Raw genomic sequence first — 17,067 nt, 5'->3', positions numbered from 1 at the left:
GCTCATCCCTCGCTGCACGCGAGGAGTTGCCCGAATGCGAGGCCGCCGTCGTTGGGCGGCAGCCGGTGGTGGGTGATCACGGCGTAGCCGTCGTGGCGCAGCAGCGCGCACGATCGCGCGAGCAGCAGGGCGTTCTGGAAGACGCCGCCGGACAGGGCGACAACCGTCGCCGGGGCGGCATAGCGAACCGCCAGTTCGAGCACCAGCCGGGCGACGGCGGCGTGGAACCGCGCGCCCACCACCGGCGCGGGCGTGCCCGCGCGTACGTCGGCGACCACGTCCGCGAGCACCGGTGCGGGATCGATCAGGGCGGGATCACCGTCGTCCAGTGAGAATCGGTAGGCGGTGGCGCCTTCCGCGCCGGCCCGGGACAGTCCCTCGAGTTCGATCGCCGCCTGGGCTTCGTAGTCGACGACGTGCCGCACCCCGCACAGCGAGGACACCGCGTCGAACAGTCGGCCCATGCTCGACGTGGGAGCGCAGCCCAAACCGGTCCGGAACTGGTGGGCCAGCACCGAACGCTCGGCGGGCGGGCATGCCGCGACCGCCGGAATGTCCTCGGTCCAGTCGATCCCGGCCGACCGCAGATGCGCCAGCGCCATCCGGTAGGGCCTGCGTACCGCGAGATCGCCGCCTGCCAGCGGCACGTACTTCAGATGGGCCAGGCGTCGATAGCCCTTGTAGCCCGCGAGCAGCACCTCACCACCCCACACCGCCGCGTCCGGTCCGAACCCGGTCCCGTCGAAGGCGATGCCGACCACCTGATCGGACGCGCCGAGTCCGTGCTCGCCCATGACGGCCGCGATGTGCGCGTGGTGGTGCTGGACGGTGTACACGGCTCGCTTACCCGCGTGCCCGCGCGCCCATGCGGTGGAGCGGTAGCCGGGATGCGCGTCGGCGACCAGTTGCGTGGGCCGCACGCCGGTGAGTTCCGCGAGGTGGCGCTGGGCGGCGTCGAAGGAACGCAGCGTCGCCAGATCGTCCATGTCGCCGATGTGCTGGCTCAGCCAGGCGTAGCGGCCGTCGGCCACCGCGCAGGTGTTCTTGAGGTCGGCGCCGACGGCGAGCGTCGGCGGTAGCGGAACCGGCAGCAGCAGCGGCAACGGCGCGTAACCCCGGGAGCGCCGGACCGGCAGTTCACGGCCGTCGAGCGAACGCACCACCGAGTCGTCGCAGGGCACCAGGATGCGCCGGTTGTGCGTCAGCCAGCCGTCGGCCAGTCCGGCCAGCCTGGTGCGGGCGTCGTCGTCCTCGTAGCAGATCGGCTCGCCACCGAGATTGCCGGAGGTCATCACCAGCACCCGCGGGCCGGGCGGGTCGCCGGGCAGGCCGAACAGCAACAGGTGCAGCGGGGTGTAGGCGAGCATGACGCCCAGATCCGGGTTGCCGGGCGCCACCGACGCGGCCGGGATCGGGTGGCGCGTCCGCGGCGCGGCATCGCCCGGCACCGCGATCGCCGACGCGGTGTCTTCGCCCGCCCGAACGGCATATCCCGAATCGCTCGCGGCCGACGAGAATTGTCCTGATGTGTGTCGGCTTGCCAGCAGCACTATCGGGCGAGCCGGGCTGGTCAGCAGCGTCGCGGCGGCGTCGTCGACGGCGACGATGGCCTTGGCCGTGGCGAGATCCGGCACCATCACGGCGAACGGCTTGTCGCCGCGGCGTTTGCGCCTGCGCAGCTCGGCCACGGCCGTCTCGTCGGTGGCGTCGCAGGCCAGGTGGTAGCCGCCGATGCCTTTGACCGCCAGGATGCCGCCCGCGCGCAGCAGCTGCCGCGCGGCCGTCAGCGGCGCACCGGCTCCCGGTCCCGTATACCCGAGGGTGGGACCGCAGTCGGGGCAGGCGATCGGCTGCGCGTGGAAGCGCCGGTCGGTGGGATCGGCGTATTCCCGCGCGCACCGGTCGCACATGGCGAAGTCGGCCATCGATGTCCGCTCGCGGTCGTAGGGCAGGCTCGCGATGATGGTGAAACGCGGACCGCAGTTGGTGCAGTTGACGAACGGGTGGCGATAGCGGCGATCAGCGGGATCGCGCAACTCGCGTTCGCAGTCGGCGCAGATCGCGACATCGGGTGAGGCCAGCGTGCGGCCACCGCCGTCGCGGGTGGTGCCCGCGATGTGGAAGCCGGTGCCGCCACGCGCCGGGATGTCGGCCTGCTCGACCGACTCGATCACCGCAAGCGGCGGCGGGCGCAGGCGCAGCCGCTCGGCGAACCGGTCCAGATCCGGCGGCGCTCCCTCGATTTCGATGACGACGCCACTGCTGTCGTTGCCGACGCTGCCGGACAGGGACAGCTCGGCGGCGGTGGTGTAGACGAACGGGCGGAACCCGACACCCTGGACCACACCGCGCACGAGCACACGACGCCGCAGCCGCCCGGTGGTCATGGCAGGTCTCCACGCTGTAGCAGGCGCAAACCGTCCAGCGCCGCGGTGGCGCCTGCCTCGTCGGTCTTCTCCACCGCGAAGCCCATGTGGATGATCACCCAGTCACCCGGCCGGGCCGGATCGGCATCGAGCAGGCCGATGTTCACCTTCCGCTGCTCGCCCGAGACGTCGACCAGCGCGATCTGGCCGTGGTAGCCGTCGGGGATCGCCAGTACGCGTCCCGGGATGCCCAGACACATCGTCAGTCCTCCTTTCGCGCTGTGGCCCGCCGGAGCGGCTCGCAACCATCGGATGTACCGGTGGACAGCAGCCCGGCGAGCACGACGTCCACGGCCGCGACCGCCTCGTCCACCGCCGCGGCGACCGGCCCGGACAGACCGATGCCCTCCTCCACGCAGGCGACTTGGCAGCCGATCACCACGGTGGGCGGTAGCGCACCACCCAGGGCCCGCACCCCGGCGAAGACGGCGTCCGGGCTCATCGCGTGTGCGTCGAGGTGCGCGGCGCCGGTGTCCTCCGGCGCGGCGGCGAACACCGCGATCCGGCCGGGTGCACCGCGATCGGGCAGCGCGTCGATCAGCACCAGCGCGTCCCAGGGATCGAGCAGGTCGTAGGCGAGGTGCATGCCGCGGATGCCGTAGTCCACCGCGCGCACGCCCGGGTCGGGGTGGCGCGGCAGCCGCCGCACCACCTCGGGTCCGAATCCGTCGTCGCCGAGGAAGATGTTGCCGATCCCGGCGATCAGCACCGCGCCCGTCGATTCACCCCTCTTCCTCGGTAGGCGTTGTCGCCCCGCCCACCCGCGCGTCGTCGACCTTTCCGGTCGCCGTCTCCGAGGGGGCGTTGGCGGTCTCCTTGCGTTCGTCGTAAGGAGGCGCCGCCGATTCGGTGCCGGACGGGGCTTCCGAGGTGAACTCGGCGCCCTTCTTCGTGTCTTCGGAGTGCGCGGAGGTCATCTCCTCGTGATCGATGTGCCCCGGTTCCCGATCCGCCGGGCCTCCGGCCGCGACATCGGCGCCGGTGTCGCGCGAACCCGGCGCGCCCCGTGCCGATTGCGGCTCTTCGCGATGCTCACCCATGATGCTCCTTTCCGGTCGGCCGCTACATGTGCCGGATCTTCAGGTATCGCCGCAGATCCGGGATCGAGCGCACGCCGAGATACACTCCCGCCGCCACCAGCACGGCGACAACGGTTGTCGACACCACTCCCACGGTTTCCATAGCGGACTTCCTTTCACTTCTCGGTGCCGTCGAGCGGCTCCAGTTCGTCGGGCGCGAAATACAGGTAGCGGCCGTACCATTCGTGCAACTCGGCCGCCGGATCGTCCTCCAGCACGACCCCGACGTGCGCCTGCCCGTCCACGTCCTCGTGGACCGAGACGACCCGCGCGCACTGTCCGTCGAAGAACAGATCCTGGGCGTCGGCCCGCCGCGCCGGGTGCAGCCGGACCCGGCTGCCTTTGCGCACGAGCACGCCCGCGACCGGCACCGCGTCCAGGTCGGGGCGAACGGCTTCGTCGGCCAGCGGATCCCACCAGTCGAGGCCCGCGGGTACGTCCGGGATCAGTCCCGGACCTTCGGCGTGGGGGTCACGCAGAACCCCGTGCAGCTGCCGCATCGCGTCGGGAGACATGGCTTCGCAGCGGTCGATGATCTCCGCCGCGCGTGGGTCGGTGGCTCGCGCCCGCGCCTTCTCCGCGTCGGTCATCGTAAGGATCCGCAGCGTGAGGATCTCGTCGATCTCGGTGGAGTCGAACAGCGCGCCTTCACTCTGCTCCGCGATCTCCGGATGGTCGTAGAGGATGATCGGCGAGATCAGCAGCATGCTGTAGTCGCCGGGCGGACCCGCGAGCACGGGGAAGCACCGGTATCGATCGCAACGGGCGGCCGCGGCCACCGCGTCCGGTGGTGGTTCCAGCAGCGAGACGAAATCGCCTCCGGTGATCTCCGCGATGACATGCGCGCCGATCAGCGAGCGGGCGATGGCGTCGTGCTGGTCGGCCGCGGGTGCGCCCACATTGCGCAGGACGACTGTCAGCCGCAAGAAGCCGTCGTCCCGGTCGGCCGCGAGCTCCAGCTCACCCGCCAGCGGCAGCCGGGTTCGCACGAGCGTGCCGCGCGCGGAGGCGTCGGCCGTGGCGATCTCCTCGGTGTCGGAGCCGCCCGGGACGGTCAGCGGCCGGACGAGGCGGCCCGGCGGGACCGGACCGATGACGATCTCCTGCTCGACCGCCTCGTCCCAGGACAGCCACGACCGCTCACCGTCGGACAACTCGGCGACGAACGCGCCGTCCCCGTTCATCACTCGGCGGCGCTGGAGCTGAAGGAACCGGACGGTCAGGGTGATCTCCGGATGTTCGACCGGAGCGACCAGGCATTGCGCCGACAGCGTCGGCTCCTCGCCGAGCCCCGCGGCAGCCGCTCCACGTGGTCCCAGCACACCGAACTGCCAGCGCGACTGGTTCTTGCGGGCGTCGGCCCGGTAGGGATAGAGCAAGTAGCCCTCGTAGAGCACCGCGTCGGCCACGGAGCGGGCGCGGGCGCGGGCGTCGGCGGTCGTCACGTCGTCTCCTCCGTACTGGTCAGCAGGCGGGTCACCGCGTCGTCGAAACCGGGGAGGCCGTGGCCGGACTTGTAGGCGGCCAGCGCGCGGAGGGTGTCGTTGTGCAGCCGCACCCACCCGGAATTCGGGAAGTACGCGCCCATCAGGTTCTGCCACACCGACACGGGCATGCCGAACTTGTCCTCGCGGTCCCACGGAATCTGCTGGATGGCGAATCCGGTGCTGCCCCGGATGAAAACGGTCCCGCTGAACAGGAACAGCAGCGGAACCACACCGTCGCGCAACGCGTGCAGGTACTTCGACCCCGTCACCTCGAAGTCGTAGGTGCACGGCATGGGCAGATCCACTTCGGCGCCGCCGGTGAAACTCGGCACCATGGTGGCGCAGTGCATCCAGAGAAACGAACGCTGGGTCTCGTGCCACCGTTCGCGCGGACCGAACAGATCGACCAGTCCCGCGGCCTCCTCGTCGGAGTAGCCGCGGCGGAACGGCTCGATGCGCACCTGCGCGCGCAGGGCGATGGCGTGCACGGGTTCCTCCGCGAGCGCGGCGATGCCCACGCGCGCGGACAGGATCGGCGCGACGGCGTATGGCTCGGGTTTCATCTCGAGCACAGCGAACGTCGTCGAGTACACCGGGCTCATGTCGCACCCCCGGCTCTCGCGCGCGCCGACGCCTCGGTGAAGAACCGCTCCAGATACCGGTGCACGTCCTGACCGCCGTCGAAACCGCGCCACAACAGCCGCATCCGGCCGACGAACTCATAACAGGCATCGATCGGCAGCAGCAGGCAGGCCGCCTGCTCGGTCCGGCGATCCGGCACCCGGATGAGCAGCGCTTCCACGTCGGGAGCCAGCACGTCCAGCTCGGGATGACGGTGCAGGATCGCGTGCCACTGCTCCAGCGGCAATTCCGATTCCGTCGCGCCCGCGGGCCCGGGATAGAACGCCACCGTCCGCTCCAGTGCGGAATTGCGGAAGAAGAACGCCAGGCTCACCGGAATCTCCAGCGCGTCCCACTCGGCCTGGCTGATCGTGAAATCGGGGAACGCGAGATACCGGTCCGGCACCGCTCGATACCGCAGCGCCGCGTTCTGGTCGACGAACAGCAGATAGCAGCCGCGGCACACGCACATCAGCTGCCTGCCCTCGACATTCACGACGTGCTGGTGCTGCTCGGCGATCGGCTCCGCGCACATCTCGCATCGCTCGCCGGGCCGGGGAGCGGGCCCGCGGTCGGCGGCGATTCGCTGGAGCGCGCGGAACGGTGTGCTCACCCGTGCACCCCCACCGGCACCGCCACCGACAGTTCGCCGGAACGCACGAGCACGGGAAGCGGCTCGAGATGCCCGTCGCCGTCGACCCGGGCGCCCGCGTGCACCACGTCGTAGTGCGCCCGGCAGGTGGGGCACCGCAACACCGCGTCACCGGTGGGGAATCCCACGCGCCGCTCCAGCACCGCACCCGCGAGGGAGCGGTCACACCCGGGACAGTGGTCCCGGTAGGCGTAGAGATCCTCCCCCACCCTGCAGGCCAGGACGGTCAGCCCGGCGACATCGAAGCCGCCCACCTCGCCCGCGCCCAACTCGGCCAGTTCGGGGACCGCGATCCAACTGCCGGACCGCGCGCCGTCCGCGCGCACGCGCGAGAACAGCGAGTCGGCGGAGATCACCCCCGCCGACTCCGTCCGCGCGGCGACGACTTCGATGGACTCGATCTCCGGCGCCGCCGCCCGCACCGCGTCTTCGACGGCCAGTTCGAGCGTCACCGACGAGGACGGACAGCTCTTGCAACTGCCCGCCAATTCCAGGCGCACCACCCCGTCGACGATGTCGACCAAGTGGACGTCCCCGCCGTGGGAACCGAGGTAGGGGCGCACGCTGTCCAGCGCGGTCCGCACCCGGGTGGTCACATCATGCGGATGCAACCCGTGCACCAGCAGCAGGCTCGCGACCAGATCGTCGCGGGTCAACCGCTCGACCGCCGCCGCGTCGAGCAGTGCGACCGCGCGGGTCAGCCCCGCGCCGTAGAGTTCGACCAGTTCGCGCACGAGTTGTTCGGCGCGCTCGCGGGCGAGCGCACCGCCCGCCGAACTCGCCTCGAGCAAAGTCTCGATGCGGTTGCCGGCTTCCCGCCACCTGGCCTCACCGAGTGTTGCGTCGTCCTGGTCGTCCGGGCGATCCTCCACCGTCACCTCCGGTCGTTTCGCCCGACGCGGACTCACTCGGGGATGAGGGTCTGCGTCGGTGAATGCAGTTTCTCCAGCGACTTCCCGTTGCCGAGGTACATGTGCACGCCGCACGGCAGGCACGGATCGAAACTGCGCACGGTGCGCATGATGTCGATGCCCTTGAAGTGCTCGCGGTCGTTCTCTTCGAAGATCGGCTGGCCCTGCACCGCGTCCTCGTAGGGTCCCGGTGTGCCGTAGCTGTCGCGCGGGCTGGCATTCCACGGCGTCGGCGGATACGGGTGGTAGTTGGCGATCTTGCCGTCCCGGATCACCATGTGATGCGACAGCACGCCGCGCACCGCCTCGGTGAAGCCGCAGCCGATGCCCTCTTCGGGAACCTCGAATTTTTCCCAGGTCTTGGTGTGGCCGGCCCGGATCTCCGCCATCGCCTTCTCAGCGAAGTGCAGCGCGCAGGCCGCCGCGTACGCCTGGAAATAGGTGCGCGCGCGGTTGCGCTCGAGGGTGTTGCTGCCGTGCACCGGGATCTTCCACTCCAGCGTGACCGGGCCTTTGAGCGCGGTCTTGGGCAGGTTGATCTGCACGCTGTTCCCGGTCGACTTCACGTACCCGATGTCGACCAGGTCGGCCAAAGCCGTCGCCCACAGCCGGGCCAGCGGGCCACCGCCGGTGTCCAGGGAGAGGTGATCGGTGCCGTCGAACCAGCGCGGCGACATCACCCAGCTGTACTTCTCGTCCAAGTCCCGCTTCTGCGGCCGGGGGTTGGTGTGCTGGTTCCAGGGGTGGCGCCGGTCCACCGGGTTGCCCAGCGGATCGGTCTGGACGAACATCTCCTGATCGGTCCAGTCCTCGTAATACGAACTGCCGAGCAGGATCCGCAGGCCCAGGTTGATGTCCACCAGGGAGGTGGTCAGCAGCTTGCCGTCGACCACGACGCCGGGGGTGACGAACATCTTGCGGCCCCAGTCCTCCATGTCCTTGTATTCGAAATTGCAGACCTCCGGGTCCTGGAACGAGCCCCAGCAACCCAGCAGCGTGCGCCGCAGACCGACCTTCTCGTATCCCGGCAGCGCCTCGTAGAAGAAGTCGAACAGGTCGTCGTGCATCGGCACGACCTTCTTCATGAATTCCACATAGCGCATCAGCCGGGACAGGTAATCGGTCATCAACTGGATCGTCGCGACCGTGCCCGGTCCACCGGGATACAGCGTGGACGGGTGGACGTGCCTGCCTTCCATCAGGCAGAACATCTCCCGGGTGATCCGGCTGACCTGCAAGGCCTCGCGGTAGAACTCACCGGTGAACGGGTTGAGCGCCCGCATGATGTCGGCGATCGTGCGATACCCGTGGTCGCCCGCGTGCGGCGCCTCGGCGTTCTCCGCCCTGGCCAGCACACCCGGGTTGGTCTCGGAGACCATCTTCTCGCAGTAGTCCACGCCGACCAGGTTCTCCTGGAAGATGTTGTGGTCGAACATGTACTCGGCGGCCTCGCCGAGGTTGACGACCCACTCGCCGAGGTGCGGCGGGCGCACGCCGTAGGCCATGTTCTGGCAGTAGCACGAACAGGTGGCGTGATTGTCGCCGCAGATGCCGCAGATGCGGCTGGTGATGAAGTGCGCGTCGCGCGGGTCCTTGCCCTTCATGAAGATCGAGTAGCCCCGGAAGATGGACGAGGTGCTGTGGCACTCGACCACTTCCCGGTTATCGAAGTCGATTTTGGTGTAGATGCCGAGGCTGCCGACGATGCGAGTGACCGGGTCCCACGCCATCTCGACGAGACGGCCGGGCTCGATCGTCCGGTGCGACGGCTCCGGGATGATCTGTGTCATCAGAGATCCTCCTACCAAGTGCGGGTCGCGCCGGTCTCCAGCTTCCGGCCCCGGTGCCGCCAGTGCGGCTCCTTGTCGACGGTGCGTCCGGTGATGTGACGGAGGCTGCGGATCACCGATCCGTAGAGCCCCGATGCGCTGGAGGAGAGCTTCCCGCCGGGGGGTTCGTCCATGAACGGCATGAACTTGTCCGGGAAGCCCGGCATGGTGCAGCCGATGCAGATGCCGCCGACGTTCGGGCAGCCGCCCAAGCCGTTGATCCAGCCACGCTTGGGGACATTGCACTTGACCACGGGCCCCCAGCAGCCCAGCTTCACAATGCATTTAGGCGAGCCGTACTCGGTGGCGAACTCACCTTGCTCGTAGTAACCCGCGCGGTCGCAACCCTCGTGCACGGTCGCCCCGAACAGCCACTTGGGCCGCAGCGCTTCATCGAGTGGGATCATCGGCGCCTGTCCGGTCGCCATGTAGAGCAGATAGGTGAGCGTCTCCGACATGTTGTCCGGCTGGATGGGGCAGCCCGGCACGCAGACGATCGGTATACCCGCTTTGCTCTTCCAATCCCAGCCGAGGTAGTCCGGGACGCCCATCGCACCGGTCGGGTTGCCCGCCATCGCGTGGATGCCGCCGTAGGTCGCGCAGGTGCCCGCCGCCACGATGGCCGTGGCCTTCGGCGCGAGACGGTCCAGCCATTCGCTGGTCGTCATGGGCTGGCCGGTGGCGGGATTGTTGCCGAACCCGCACCAGTAGCCCTCTTCCTTGAGTTGCTCGTTCGGGATCGAGCCCTCGACCACCAGAACGAACGGTTCGAGTTCCCCACGGTCGGCCTTGAAGAACCACTCCAGGAAATCATCGGCGCCGCCGTTCGGCCCGCACTCGAAGTCGATGAGCGGCCAGTGCACGGCGATCTTGGGCAGACCGGGGAGGGCGCCGAGGGCGATTTCTTCGATGCTCGGCTGCGTGGCCGCCGTCAAGGCGACCGAATCACCGTCACAACTGAGTCCCGCGTTGATCCAGAGAACGTGGATCAGCGTCTCTTCGGCTCGTACTGCTTCCTGAGTGGGCATATCTCGCCACCTTCCGCAGCGGACCACCGGGGGCCGAATCTCGCCTTTCTCGAAGAAGGGGTCACCCGTAGATGTGATCCTGATCACTTCACTTTAAGCGCGCCCGGCGGCATCCTCAAGAGCCGCCGAACCGGCCGCGCGACGCCGCGCGACCAGCCAGTCGTACCAGGTAGACAGGCCTGTACCGCTGCTCACGGACAGCGGAAGGACCTCGACGCCGGGGTGGATCGAATGGATGTACTCCCGGCATCGGTCCAGATCGAAATCGACATAGGGCAGCAGATCGGTCTTGTTCACCAGCACCAGTCCCGCCGCCTGGAACATGTGCGGGTACTTCAGCGGTTTGTCGGTCCCCTCGGTCACCGAGATGACGACCACCTTCTCCCGCTCCCCCAGGTCGAACAGCGCCGGGCAGACCAGGTTGCCGACGTTCTCGACGAACAGCAACGTACCCGGCGCCGGGTCGAGCCGCTCCAACGCGCGATACATCATCTCGGCGTCCAGGTGACATCCCGCGCCGGTGTTGACCTGCACGACACGGCACCCCGTGGCCTGGATCCGTTCGGCGTCGAGCAATGTCGCCTGGTCGCCCTCGATCACCGCGATCGGGGCCTGGCCGGACTCGCGGATGGTGCGTTCCAGCAGACTGGTCTTGCCCGCGCCCGGCGAACTGGTCATGTTCAGCGCGACGATGTCGCGCTCGGCCAGCCAGGCTCGGTTGCGCTGCGCCAGCTCGTCGTTCTTGGCCAGAACCTTCAGCTCCAGGCTGACGGTCTCGGTGGCGGGCACGTGGACGTGCTCATCGTCCGGGCCGTGCGCGTGCTCATGGGGATGGTGGTGCTCATGGGCGTGGTCGTGCGCCTCGGAGTGCTGGTGGTCGTGCGGGACGCGAATCAGCGCGGCGGCGTCGTCGCCGCACCCGCAGGTTGCGCACATGCCTCACTCACCTCCATGGATCGGATACGCAGCTCGCGCCCGGAACGGATCTCGACATCGGCGCTGCCGCAGGGACACAGCAGGATCGGGTCCGGCAGCCGGAACTCGGCTCCGCAGGTCCGGCAAGCCCCTACCCCGGGGAGCTCCACCAGGACCAGTTCCGCGCCCTCGGCGACGGTCGCCTCGGCCGCGACTTCGAAACAGAACCGCATAGCCTCGGGCACGACGGCGCACAGCGCGCCGACCTCGACGGTGACGGTGTGGACCCGCCGGCCCGCCGCGTGCTCGCAGACGGCGTCGATGACGCTCTGCGTGATGGCCATCTCGTGCATCGCGACCTCGATTCCTCGAGCGGACTACCTTGAGGCTACTCTCGGGCAAACCTGGCGAGGACCAAATCGTTTATGCTCGGCGAACGCGTCTCCAAGGCGTTATGCGCAGGTTCGAACGCCGCCTGGTAGAGGTGAAGCGGCGGCCGGGATCCCCCTCCGGATCCCCGCCGCCCAGCGGCAAACACCTCGCGCTTACCCGGGCACCGAGCCGTCACACCTGCGCCGCCGAAAGATCAGTCGTGGTCGACCGCGCTGTGGACCGCGCCGCTGTTCGCATCGATCGTCACGTCGTACTGAACGCCCGCGGGCGTGGTGAGTTCCACCTCCCAGACCGGGGTGCCGCGATCGGTGTCGAACTCGATCGACCGGAACCGCCCGCCGGGCACGGCCTGCACCGCCTTGTCGATCGCCTGCTGCCTGCTGATCCCGGTGTCGGCAACCAGCGACCAGTCCCCCGTGGATGCGCGGAAGGCGACGGTGTGATCGTTCTGCCCGCCGGTCGCGACCGTGGCCAGGGCCACGCTGAGACCGACCACGGCGGCCGCGACGGCCGTGCCGACGAGCAGCCAGCGGAGACCGGCGTAAGCACGGCGGAAAACGGTGTTCATACGAAACCTCCTGCGGGAGTGCTGATTCGAATGCGTTCACGATGACGCACGGAACTGAAGGCGAGCTGAAGCCACCTGAAGACGGTTTCAGGATCCGTCTGCCACTCTTGGTGGATGCGTCTGCTGATCGTGGAGGACGAGAAACGTCTGGCTCTCACACTGGCAAAAGGCTTGTCGGCCGAGGGATTTGCCGTGGATGTGGTGCACGACGGCGCCGAGGGGCTGCATCTGGCGACCACCACCGACTACGACCTGATCATCCTCGACATCATGCTGCCCGGCATGAACGGTTACCGGGTCTGCGCCGCGCTGCGCGCTGGGGGCCACGAGACGCCGGTGCTCATGCTGACCGCGAAAGACGGCGAATACGACGAAGCCGAGGGCCTGGACACCGGAGCGGACGACTACCTCAGCAAGCCGTTCTCCTACCTTGTGCTGCTGGCCCGCATTCGCGCCCTGTTGCGCCGCCGAACCCGCGGCGGTGCGCGGGTGCTGCGCGTCGGCGACCTCATCGTGGACCCCGGCACCCGGACGTGCCGCCGCGGCGCGGAGGAGGTGACGCTGACCGCCAAGGAGTTCGCCGTGCTCGAGCACCTGGCCGTCCGCGCCGGGGAGGTGGTGTCGAAAGCCGATATCCTGCATCACGTCTGGGACTTCGCCTACGACGGTGATCCGAATATCGTCGAGGTCTACATCAGCACATTGCGCCGCAAGATCGATGCGCCCTTCGGGCGCCGATCGATCACCACCGTCCGCGGCGCCGGATACCGGCTGGCAGCCGACCGTGCCTGAGCGGAGCAGGCGGGCTTGGTGGCGTTCGGTCCGCGCGCGCACCACGGTCGCGGCGACGGCCGTGGTCGCGGTGGCGTTGACGGCCGCCGGGCTCGCGGTGCTGGCCGTGCTGCGGCACAACCTGGTGCACAGCGCCGAATTGCAGGCGGAGACCACCGCGCGTGACGTGGCGACCCAGCTCGCCGCGGGCGCCGACCTCGCGCGCTTGTCGCTTCCGGACGCCGAAGATCAGCCGGTGCAGATTGTTTCGATGGACCGCCGGGTCCTCGCGGCCGCCGCCGAGCTCGCGGGGAAACCTCCGATGGCCGACTTCGGGCCGCTCTCGAAGGCCCCCGAGGACGAAGGCGACGAGGACGAGAGTGACGAGGACGAAGGAGAAGACGACGACGAGACGGAATCGGACGACGACGAAAGCCCGTCCGAGTCCACGGACCCTACGACGGCCGATGCGGAATTCCGCGATGTGCGACTGACGGTGGACGCGGAGGACGGCCCGCACCCGTTCCGGGTCGCCGCCCTCGGGGTGACCATCCCGGGCGGGCAGCCCGCCACCGTCTACGCGGGCTCCTCGCTGGAGACCGCCGACAGCGCGGTGGCGGACGCACGGCAAGCGATGCTGATCGGCCTGCTGCCGCTGCTCGCCCTGGTGGCCCTGGTGACCTGGCTGGTCACCAGACGTGCCCTGCGCCCGGTGGAGGCGATCCGCAGGCAGCTCGCCGAGATCATGGACGGCGATCTCTCCCGGCGGGTGCCCGAACCGGGCTCCCGCGACGAGATCGGCCGACTGGCGACCACCACCAACGCCACGCTCGCCGCGCTGGAGGAATTCGGGGAGCGCCAGCGCCGGTTCATCGCCGACGCCGCACACGAATTGCGCAGCCCCATCGCCAGTCTGCGCACCCAGCTCGAGGTAGCCCAGGCGCACCCCGAACTGCTGGAATTGGACGGGGTGATCGGCGACACCATCCGGCTGGAACACCTCGCGGCCGACCTGCTGCTCCTGGCCCGGCTCGACGCGGGCGAGCAACCGCGCGCGGATCGCGTGGACCTGACCGTCCTGATCCGCGACGAACTCGAGCATCGGGTCGGCGACCGGGTCGCCGTGCAGATCGCGACACCCGAGGACGCCGTGGCGGTCACCGGCAGCCGCACTCAGCTCGCACGCGTCCTGGGCAATCTCGTCGACAACGCCCAGCGGCATGCCGCGAGCATCGTGCGCGTCGCCGTGCAGCGAGACGCCGACGGGCGAGCGGTACTGACGGTTACCGACGACGGTCTGGGTGTGCCGCCCGCCGATCGCGACCGCATCTTCCAGCGGTTCGTCCGGCTGGACGACGCCCGCAGCCGCGACGAAGGCGGCGCGGGCCTGGGCTTGGCCATCGTCCGCGATGTCGTCGAACGCCACGGGGGCAGCATCAGCGTCACCGATGGCGCGCCCGGGGCCCAGTTCGTGGTAACTCTGCCCGCCGCCGAGGCGTGACCCCGGTGCCCGGCCCCGATGCCGGTCGAGGATCGAAGTCGGCGACGCGCCCGGCCGAATGATCAACCGGCGAGCGCGCTACGCACACTTTCGATGACAACGCTACGGGCGGCCCGTCCTTCGGGGGTCGGCGTCAGCGGATAGACGTGTGGCAGCCCTGGACCCTCGTGGTAATCCACCGTGACCCCGGCCCCACGCGCCGCGTCCACCAACAGGCGCGTGTCCGGGTGCAAAATGTCGTCGGTGCCGCAGAAGACCGTCAGCGGACCGAGCCCGCGCAGGTCGGCGGCGAGGGGGCTGACCCTCGGATCGGCGATCTCGAGATCTCCCCGCCAATGCTCGATCAACACCCGCGTTCCCGCGACGCCCAGCCACGGGTCGCGCGGCTGCACGACCGGGATCTCGGGATTGGTCAGCGAGAGATCGAGGGCGGGGGCGATCAGCACGGTGCCCGGCAGCCGCACGCGATGGTCGTCGCGCAGGACCACCGCGGCCGACAGAGCGATCTGCCCACCGGCGGAATCCCCTGCCAAGCAGACGTTTTCGTACGTTTCCTGATTCGCGAGCACCAGGTCCGCGAAGCCACGGACGACTTGTGCTGCCGTCCCGAACGGGATCAGCGGGTAGATCGCGACCGTCACGGCCGCACCGGTTTCCGCGGCCACGGCCGCGCACAGTGCCCAATGCTGCGGTGCGATCTCGTGCACCCAGCCACCACCGTGCGCGTACACGATGTTCCCCCGAGGTCGCCGCCCTCGCGGAGTGAGCGTGTAGACCGGCCAGCCGCCGCGACGGTCCACCGCGATCGCCACATCCGCGCGCAGCCTGCGCGGCGGACCGTAGCGCCGGGGCCGCACACTGAGATCCCGGACCCGCTCGCGCGCCGCGTCGGCCTCGACGAACACACGATTGGCGCGCGTCGCCTTCAAATATCCGCGCACGACCTGATTGGCCAGACTCGGCATCGTCTCTCCTCCGCTTCGGGTGATGGACGGACCTCGCGTCCGCCCGGCACCTCGGAAGGCGATTGTGCCGCAAGCGACGCTCGGGCCGACCGACGACGGCGACCCGAGCGGATACCGCCTGCAATCAGGAGAGTTTCAGGCTGCGCCCGATGATCTCCTTCATGATCTCGGTGGTACCGCCGTAGATGGTCTGGATGCGAGCGTCCATGTAAGCCTTCGCGATCGGGTATTCCTTCATGTAGCCGTATCCGCCGTGCAGCTGCAGGCAGCGGTTGATCAGGTCGAGCTGCTCCTCGGTGCTCCACCACTTGGCCATCGCCGCGTCCTCGGCGGTCAGCTTGCCCTCGTTGAGCAGTTCGATGAACTTGTCCACCATCAGGCGCACCGCGGTGGTCTTGGTGGCCAGTTCGGCGAGCACGAAGCGGGTGTTCTGCAAGGCGCCGATCGGCTTGCCGAACGCCTTGCGGTCCCGGACGTACTGGACGGTCATCTCCAAACAGGACTCCATGGCCGCCGCCGCCATCACGGCGATCGAGAGCCGTTCCTGCGGCAGGTTCTGCATGAGGTGGATGAAGCCCATGCCCTCGGTACCGAGCAGGTTCTTACCGGGCACGCGCACGTCGGTGAAGCTCAGCTCGGCGGTGTCCTGGGCTTTGAGGCCGAGCTTGTCCAGATTGCGGCCACGCTCGAAGCCGGGCATACCGCGCTCGACCACGAACAGGCTGAAGCCCATCGCGCCCTTCTCCGGGTCGGTCTGCGCCACCACGATCACGATGTCGGAGTTGATGCCGTTGGTGATGAAGGTCTTGGCGCCGTTGAGGATCCAGTCGTCCCCGTCACGCACCGCGCGGGTCTTGATGCCCTGCAGGTCCGAACCGGTGCCCGGCTCGGTCATCGCGATCGCGGTGATGATCTCGCCTGCGCAGAAACCGGGCAACCAGCGCTGCTTCTGCTCGTCGTTGGCCAGCTCGAGCAGGTAAGGCGCGATCACGTCGTTGTGCAGCGAGAAGCCGAGACCGGAGTACTGGCCGCGCACCGACTCTTCCGAGACGATGGAGTTGTAGCGGAAATCCTTCACCCCGCCGCCGCCGTACTGCTCCGGCATGGCCATGCCGAGGAAGCCCTGCTTGCCCGCCTCGAGCCAGACCTCCCGGTCGACGATGCCCTGCTCCTCCCACTTCGCGTGATTCGGCGCGACGTGCTGATCGAGAAACTTGCGGAACGACTCCCGGAACAGTTCGTGTTCGGGTTCGAACAGTGTGCGTTCCACGCCAACCTCCTAGTGACCACACCGGCCGGTCCACACCGACCAGTCGTTGCCCATACCGTACCCGGAAGGAGAATCCCTGTTCACTTCTGGGGCCAGAACCATGGTCCCACCAGGAGTGGCCGCGCGGGTCCGGATCAACAAGCGAGATTCCCCGCAAACGGTCGGGACGTCGGGCCACCCCGGGACGTTCCACCGAGCAGCGCAGAACCCCCGGTCTCCGATTTCCGGCGAAGGGTCGAGCCGCCTTCGATCGGAGGCCGCTCCCAGGACTGCGACTCCGCGCTCCAGGGCCCGCGCTCAACGCCACCCTTCGCCGCCCTTCCCGGCATCGGCAACCGGACCTATCCGCGGGGACCGACCCGAGGCGCCCCTGGCGAACCTCGAGGCGAACATGCTGAACGGCACCACGGCACCACCAACCCGGACTTCTCCACGTGGATCGACTCGAGGCCACCGTGCTGGTCGGATTGTCGACCCACACATCGGCGATCCGGATTTGTCCGTGTGCCGACCGGCCGAGAGGGAGGGCACCCGACGTCGGCGTTCGCCCCCGACCGCCTCACACGAAGCGGCTACGACGTGTCCAGCTCGATCGGGTCGGTGGTCACCGAGCCGAGATCATCAACCGGTCGGCCGCGCGAAGACCGGGCA

General features: G+C 68.9%; 18 protein-coding genes. 2 read left to right on the top strand and 16 right to left on the bottom strand.

The genetic code is table 11. The annotated features are described in order from the left end of the window. Positions 1 to 2: 2 nt before the first annotated feature. The 14 genes from ACFU5M_RS02065 to ACFU5M_RS02000 all read right to left on the bottom strand — a co-directional run bounded on the left by ACFU5M_RS02065 (position 3) and on the right by ACFU5M_RS02000 (position 11,909). The gene (locus tag ACFU5M_RS02065; protein WP_379042228.1) at positions 3 to 2,387 is read right to left on the bottom strand and encodes a carbamoyltransferase HypF; all 2,385 of its coding nucleotides are present in this window, start codon (positions 2,385 to 2,387) and stop codon (positions 3 to 5) included. Then, a complete protein-coding gene (locus ACFU5M_RS02060) occupies positions 2,384 to 2,626 on the bottom strand; it encodes a HypC/HybG/HupF family hydrogenase formation chaperone (RefSeq protein WP_379042226.1) in 243 nt (80 codons plus the stop codon). Before ACFU5M_RS02060 ends, ACFU5M_RS02065 begins: the two co-directional genes overlap by 4 nt. A gap of 2 nt (positions 2,627 to 2,628) precedes the next feature. Next, positions 2,629 to 3,135 (bottom strand): hydrogenase maturation protease, encoded by a 507-nt coding sequence (locus ACFU5M_RS02055; protein WP_379042224.1) that lies wholly within the window; start codon positions 3,133 to 3,135, stop codon positions 2,629 to 2,631. 13 nt (positions 3,136 to 3,148) lie between these two features. Then, positions 3,149 to 3,466 (bottom strand): hypothetical protein, encoded by a 318-nt coding sequence (locus ACFU5M_RS02050; protein WP_379042222.1) that lies wholly within the window; start codon positions 3,464 to 3,466, stop codon positions 3,149 to 3,151. 22 nt (positions 3,467 to 3,488) lie between these two features. Beyond that, positions 3,489 to 3,608 carry a DUF6893 family small protein gene (locus ACFU5M_RS02045; protein WP_085994907.1) on the bottom strand — a complete coding sequence of 40 codons (120 nt, stop codon included), beginning with the start codon at positions 3,606 to 3,608 and terminating at the stop codon, positions 3,489 to 3,491. A gap of 13 nt (positions 3,609 to 3,621) precedes the next feature. Beyond that, entirely contained in the window at positions 3,622 to 4,950 is a 1,329-nt protein-coding gene (locus tag ACFU5M_RS02040) for a hypothetical protein (RefSeq protein ID WP_379042220.1), read from the bottom strand. Next, positions 4,947 to 5,594 (bottom strand): DUF6084 family protein, encoded by a 648-nt coding sequence (locus tag ACFU5M_RS02035; RefSeq protein ID WP_379042218.1) that lies wholly within the window; start codon positions 5,592 to 5,594, stop codon positions 4,947 to 4,949. Before ACFU5M_RS02035 ends, ACFU5M_RS02040 begins: the two co-directional genes overlap by 4 nt. After that, positions 5,591 to 6,226: a DUF5947 family protein gene (locus ACFU5M_RS02030; RefSeq protein ID WP_379042216.1), complete on the bottom strand. Its 636-nt coding sequence runs from the start codon at positions 6,224 to 6,226 to the stop codon at positions 5,591 to 5,593. Before ACFU5M_RS02030 ends, ACFU5M_RS02035 begins: the two co-directional genes overlap by 4 nt. Beyond that, on the bottom strand, positions 6,223 to 7,137 hold the full coding sequence (locus ACFU5M_RS02025; protein ID WP_379042453.1) for a NifU family protein: 915 nt from the start codon (positions 7,135 to 7,137) through the stop codon (positions 6,223 to 6,225). The genes ACFU5M_RS02030 and ACFU5M_RS02025 overlap by 4 nt, the downstream gene beginning before the upstream one ends. A 32-nt stretch (positions 7,138 to 7,169) precedes the next feature. Continuing rightward, the gene (locus tag ACFU5M_RS02020; protein ID WP_379042214.1) at positions 7,170 to 8,966 is read right to left on the bottom strand and encodes a nickel-dependent hydrogenase large subunit; all 1,797 of its coding nucleotides are present in this window, start codon (positions 8,964 to 8,966) and stop codon (positions 7,170 to 7,172) included. An 11-nt stretch (positions 8,967 to 8,977) separates the two neighbouring features. After that, positions 8,978 to 10,033: a hydrogenase expression protein HypE gene (locus ACFU5M_RS02015; protein WP_062974012.1), complete on the bottom strand. Its 1,056-nt coding sequence runs from the start codon at positions 10,031 to 10,033 to the stop codon at positions 8,978 to 8,980. Positions 10,034 to 10,126: 93 nt separating this feature from the next. Beyond that, positions 10,127 to 10,969 carry a hydrogenase nickel incorporation protein HypB gene (gene hypB, locus ACFU5M_RS02010; protein WP_379042212.1) on the bottom strand — a complete coding sequence of 281 codons (843 nt, stop codon included), beginning with the start codon at positions 10,967 to 10,969 and terminating at the stop codon, positions 10,127 to 10,129. After that, positions 10,927 to 11,301 (bottom strand): hydrogenase maturation nickel metallochaperone HypA, encoded by a 375-nt coding sequence (locus ACFU5M_RS02005; RefSeq protein WP_379042210.1) that lies wholly within the window; start codon positions 11,299 to 11,301, stop codon positions 10,927 to 10,929. The genes hypB and ACFU5M_RS02005 overlap by 43 nt, the downstream gene beginning before the upstream one ends. A gap of 233 nt (positions 11,302 to 11,534) precedes the next feature. Further along, positions 11,535 to 11,909: a PepSY domain-containing protein gene (locus ACFU5M_RS02000; RefSeq protein ID WP_379042208.1), complete on the bottom strand. Its 375-nt coding sequence runs from the start codon at positions 11,907 to 11,909 to the stop codon at positions 11,535 to 11,537. 114 nt (positions 11,910 to 12,023) lie between these two features. Here ACFU5M_RS02000 and ACFU5M_RS01995 point away from each other — a divergent pair, with 114 nt between their 5' ends. Both ACFU5M_RS01995 and ACFU5M_RS01990 read left to right on the top strand, forming a co-directional pair. Beyond that, positions 12,024 to 12,701: a response regulator gene (locus ACFU5M_RS01995; RefSeq protein ID WP_379042206.1), complete on the top strand. Its 678-nt coding sequence runs from the start codon at positions 12,024 to 12,026 to the stop codon at positions 12,699 to 12,701. Next, on the top strand, positions 12,694 to 14,181 hold the full coding sequence (locus ACFU5M_RS01990; RefSeq protein WP_379042204.1) for a sensor histidine kinase: 1,488 nt from the start codon (positions 12,694 to 12,696) through the stop codon (positions 14,179 to 14,181). The genes ACFU5M_RS01995 and ACFU5M_RS01990 overlap by 8 nt, the downstream gene beginning before the upstream one ends. Before the next feature lie 62 nt (positions 14,182 to 14,243). Here ACFU5M_RS01990 and ACFU5M_RS01985 read toward each other — a convergent pair whose 3' ends face one another. After that, positions 14,244 to 15,146 (bottom strand): alpha/beta hydrolase fold domain-containing protein, encoded by a 903-nt coding sequence (locus tag ACFU5M_RS01985; protein ID WP_379042202.1) that lies wholly within the window; start codon positions 15,144 to 15,146, stop codon positions 14,244 to 14,246. A 124-nt stretch (positions 15,147 to 15,270) separates the two neighbouring features. Next, a complete protein-coding gene (locus ACFU5M_RS01980; protein WP_379042200.1) occupies positions 15,271 to 16,416 on the bottom strand; it encodes an acyl-CoA dehydrogenase family protein in 1,146 nt (381 codons plus the stop codon). Between the last annotated feature and the right edge of the window lie 651 nt (positions 16,417 to 17,067).

This window comes from Nocardia sp. NPDC057455 (assembly GCF_042802775.1).
Lineage (GTDB): Bacteria > Actinomycetota > Actinomycetes > Mycobacteriales > Mycobacteriaceae > Nocardia.
The sequence above is the reverse complement of the archived record's forward strand: the minus strand, read 5'-3'. Positions and strand labels throughout refer to the sequence as shown.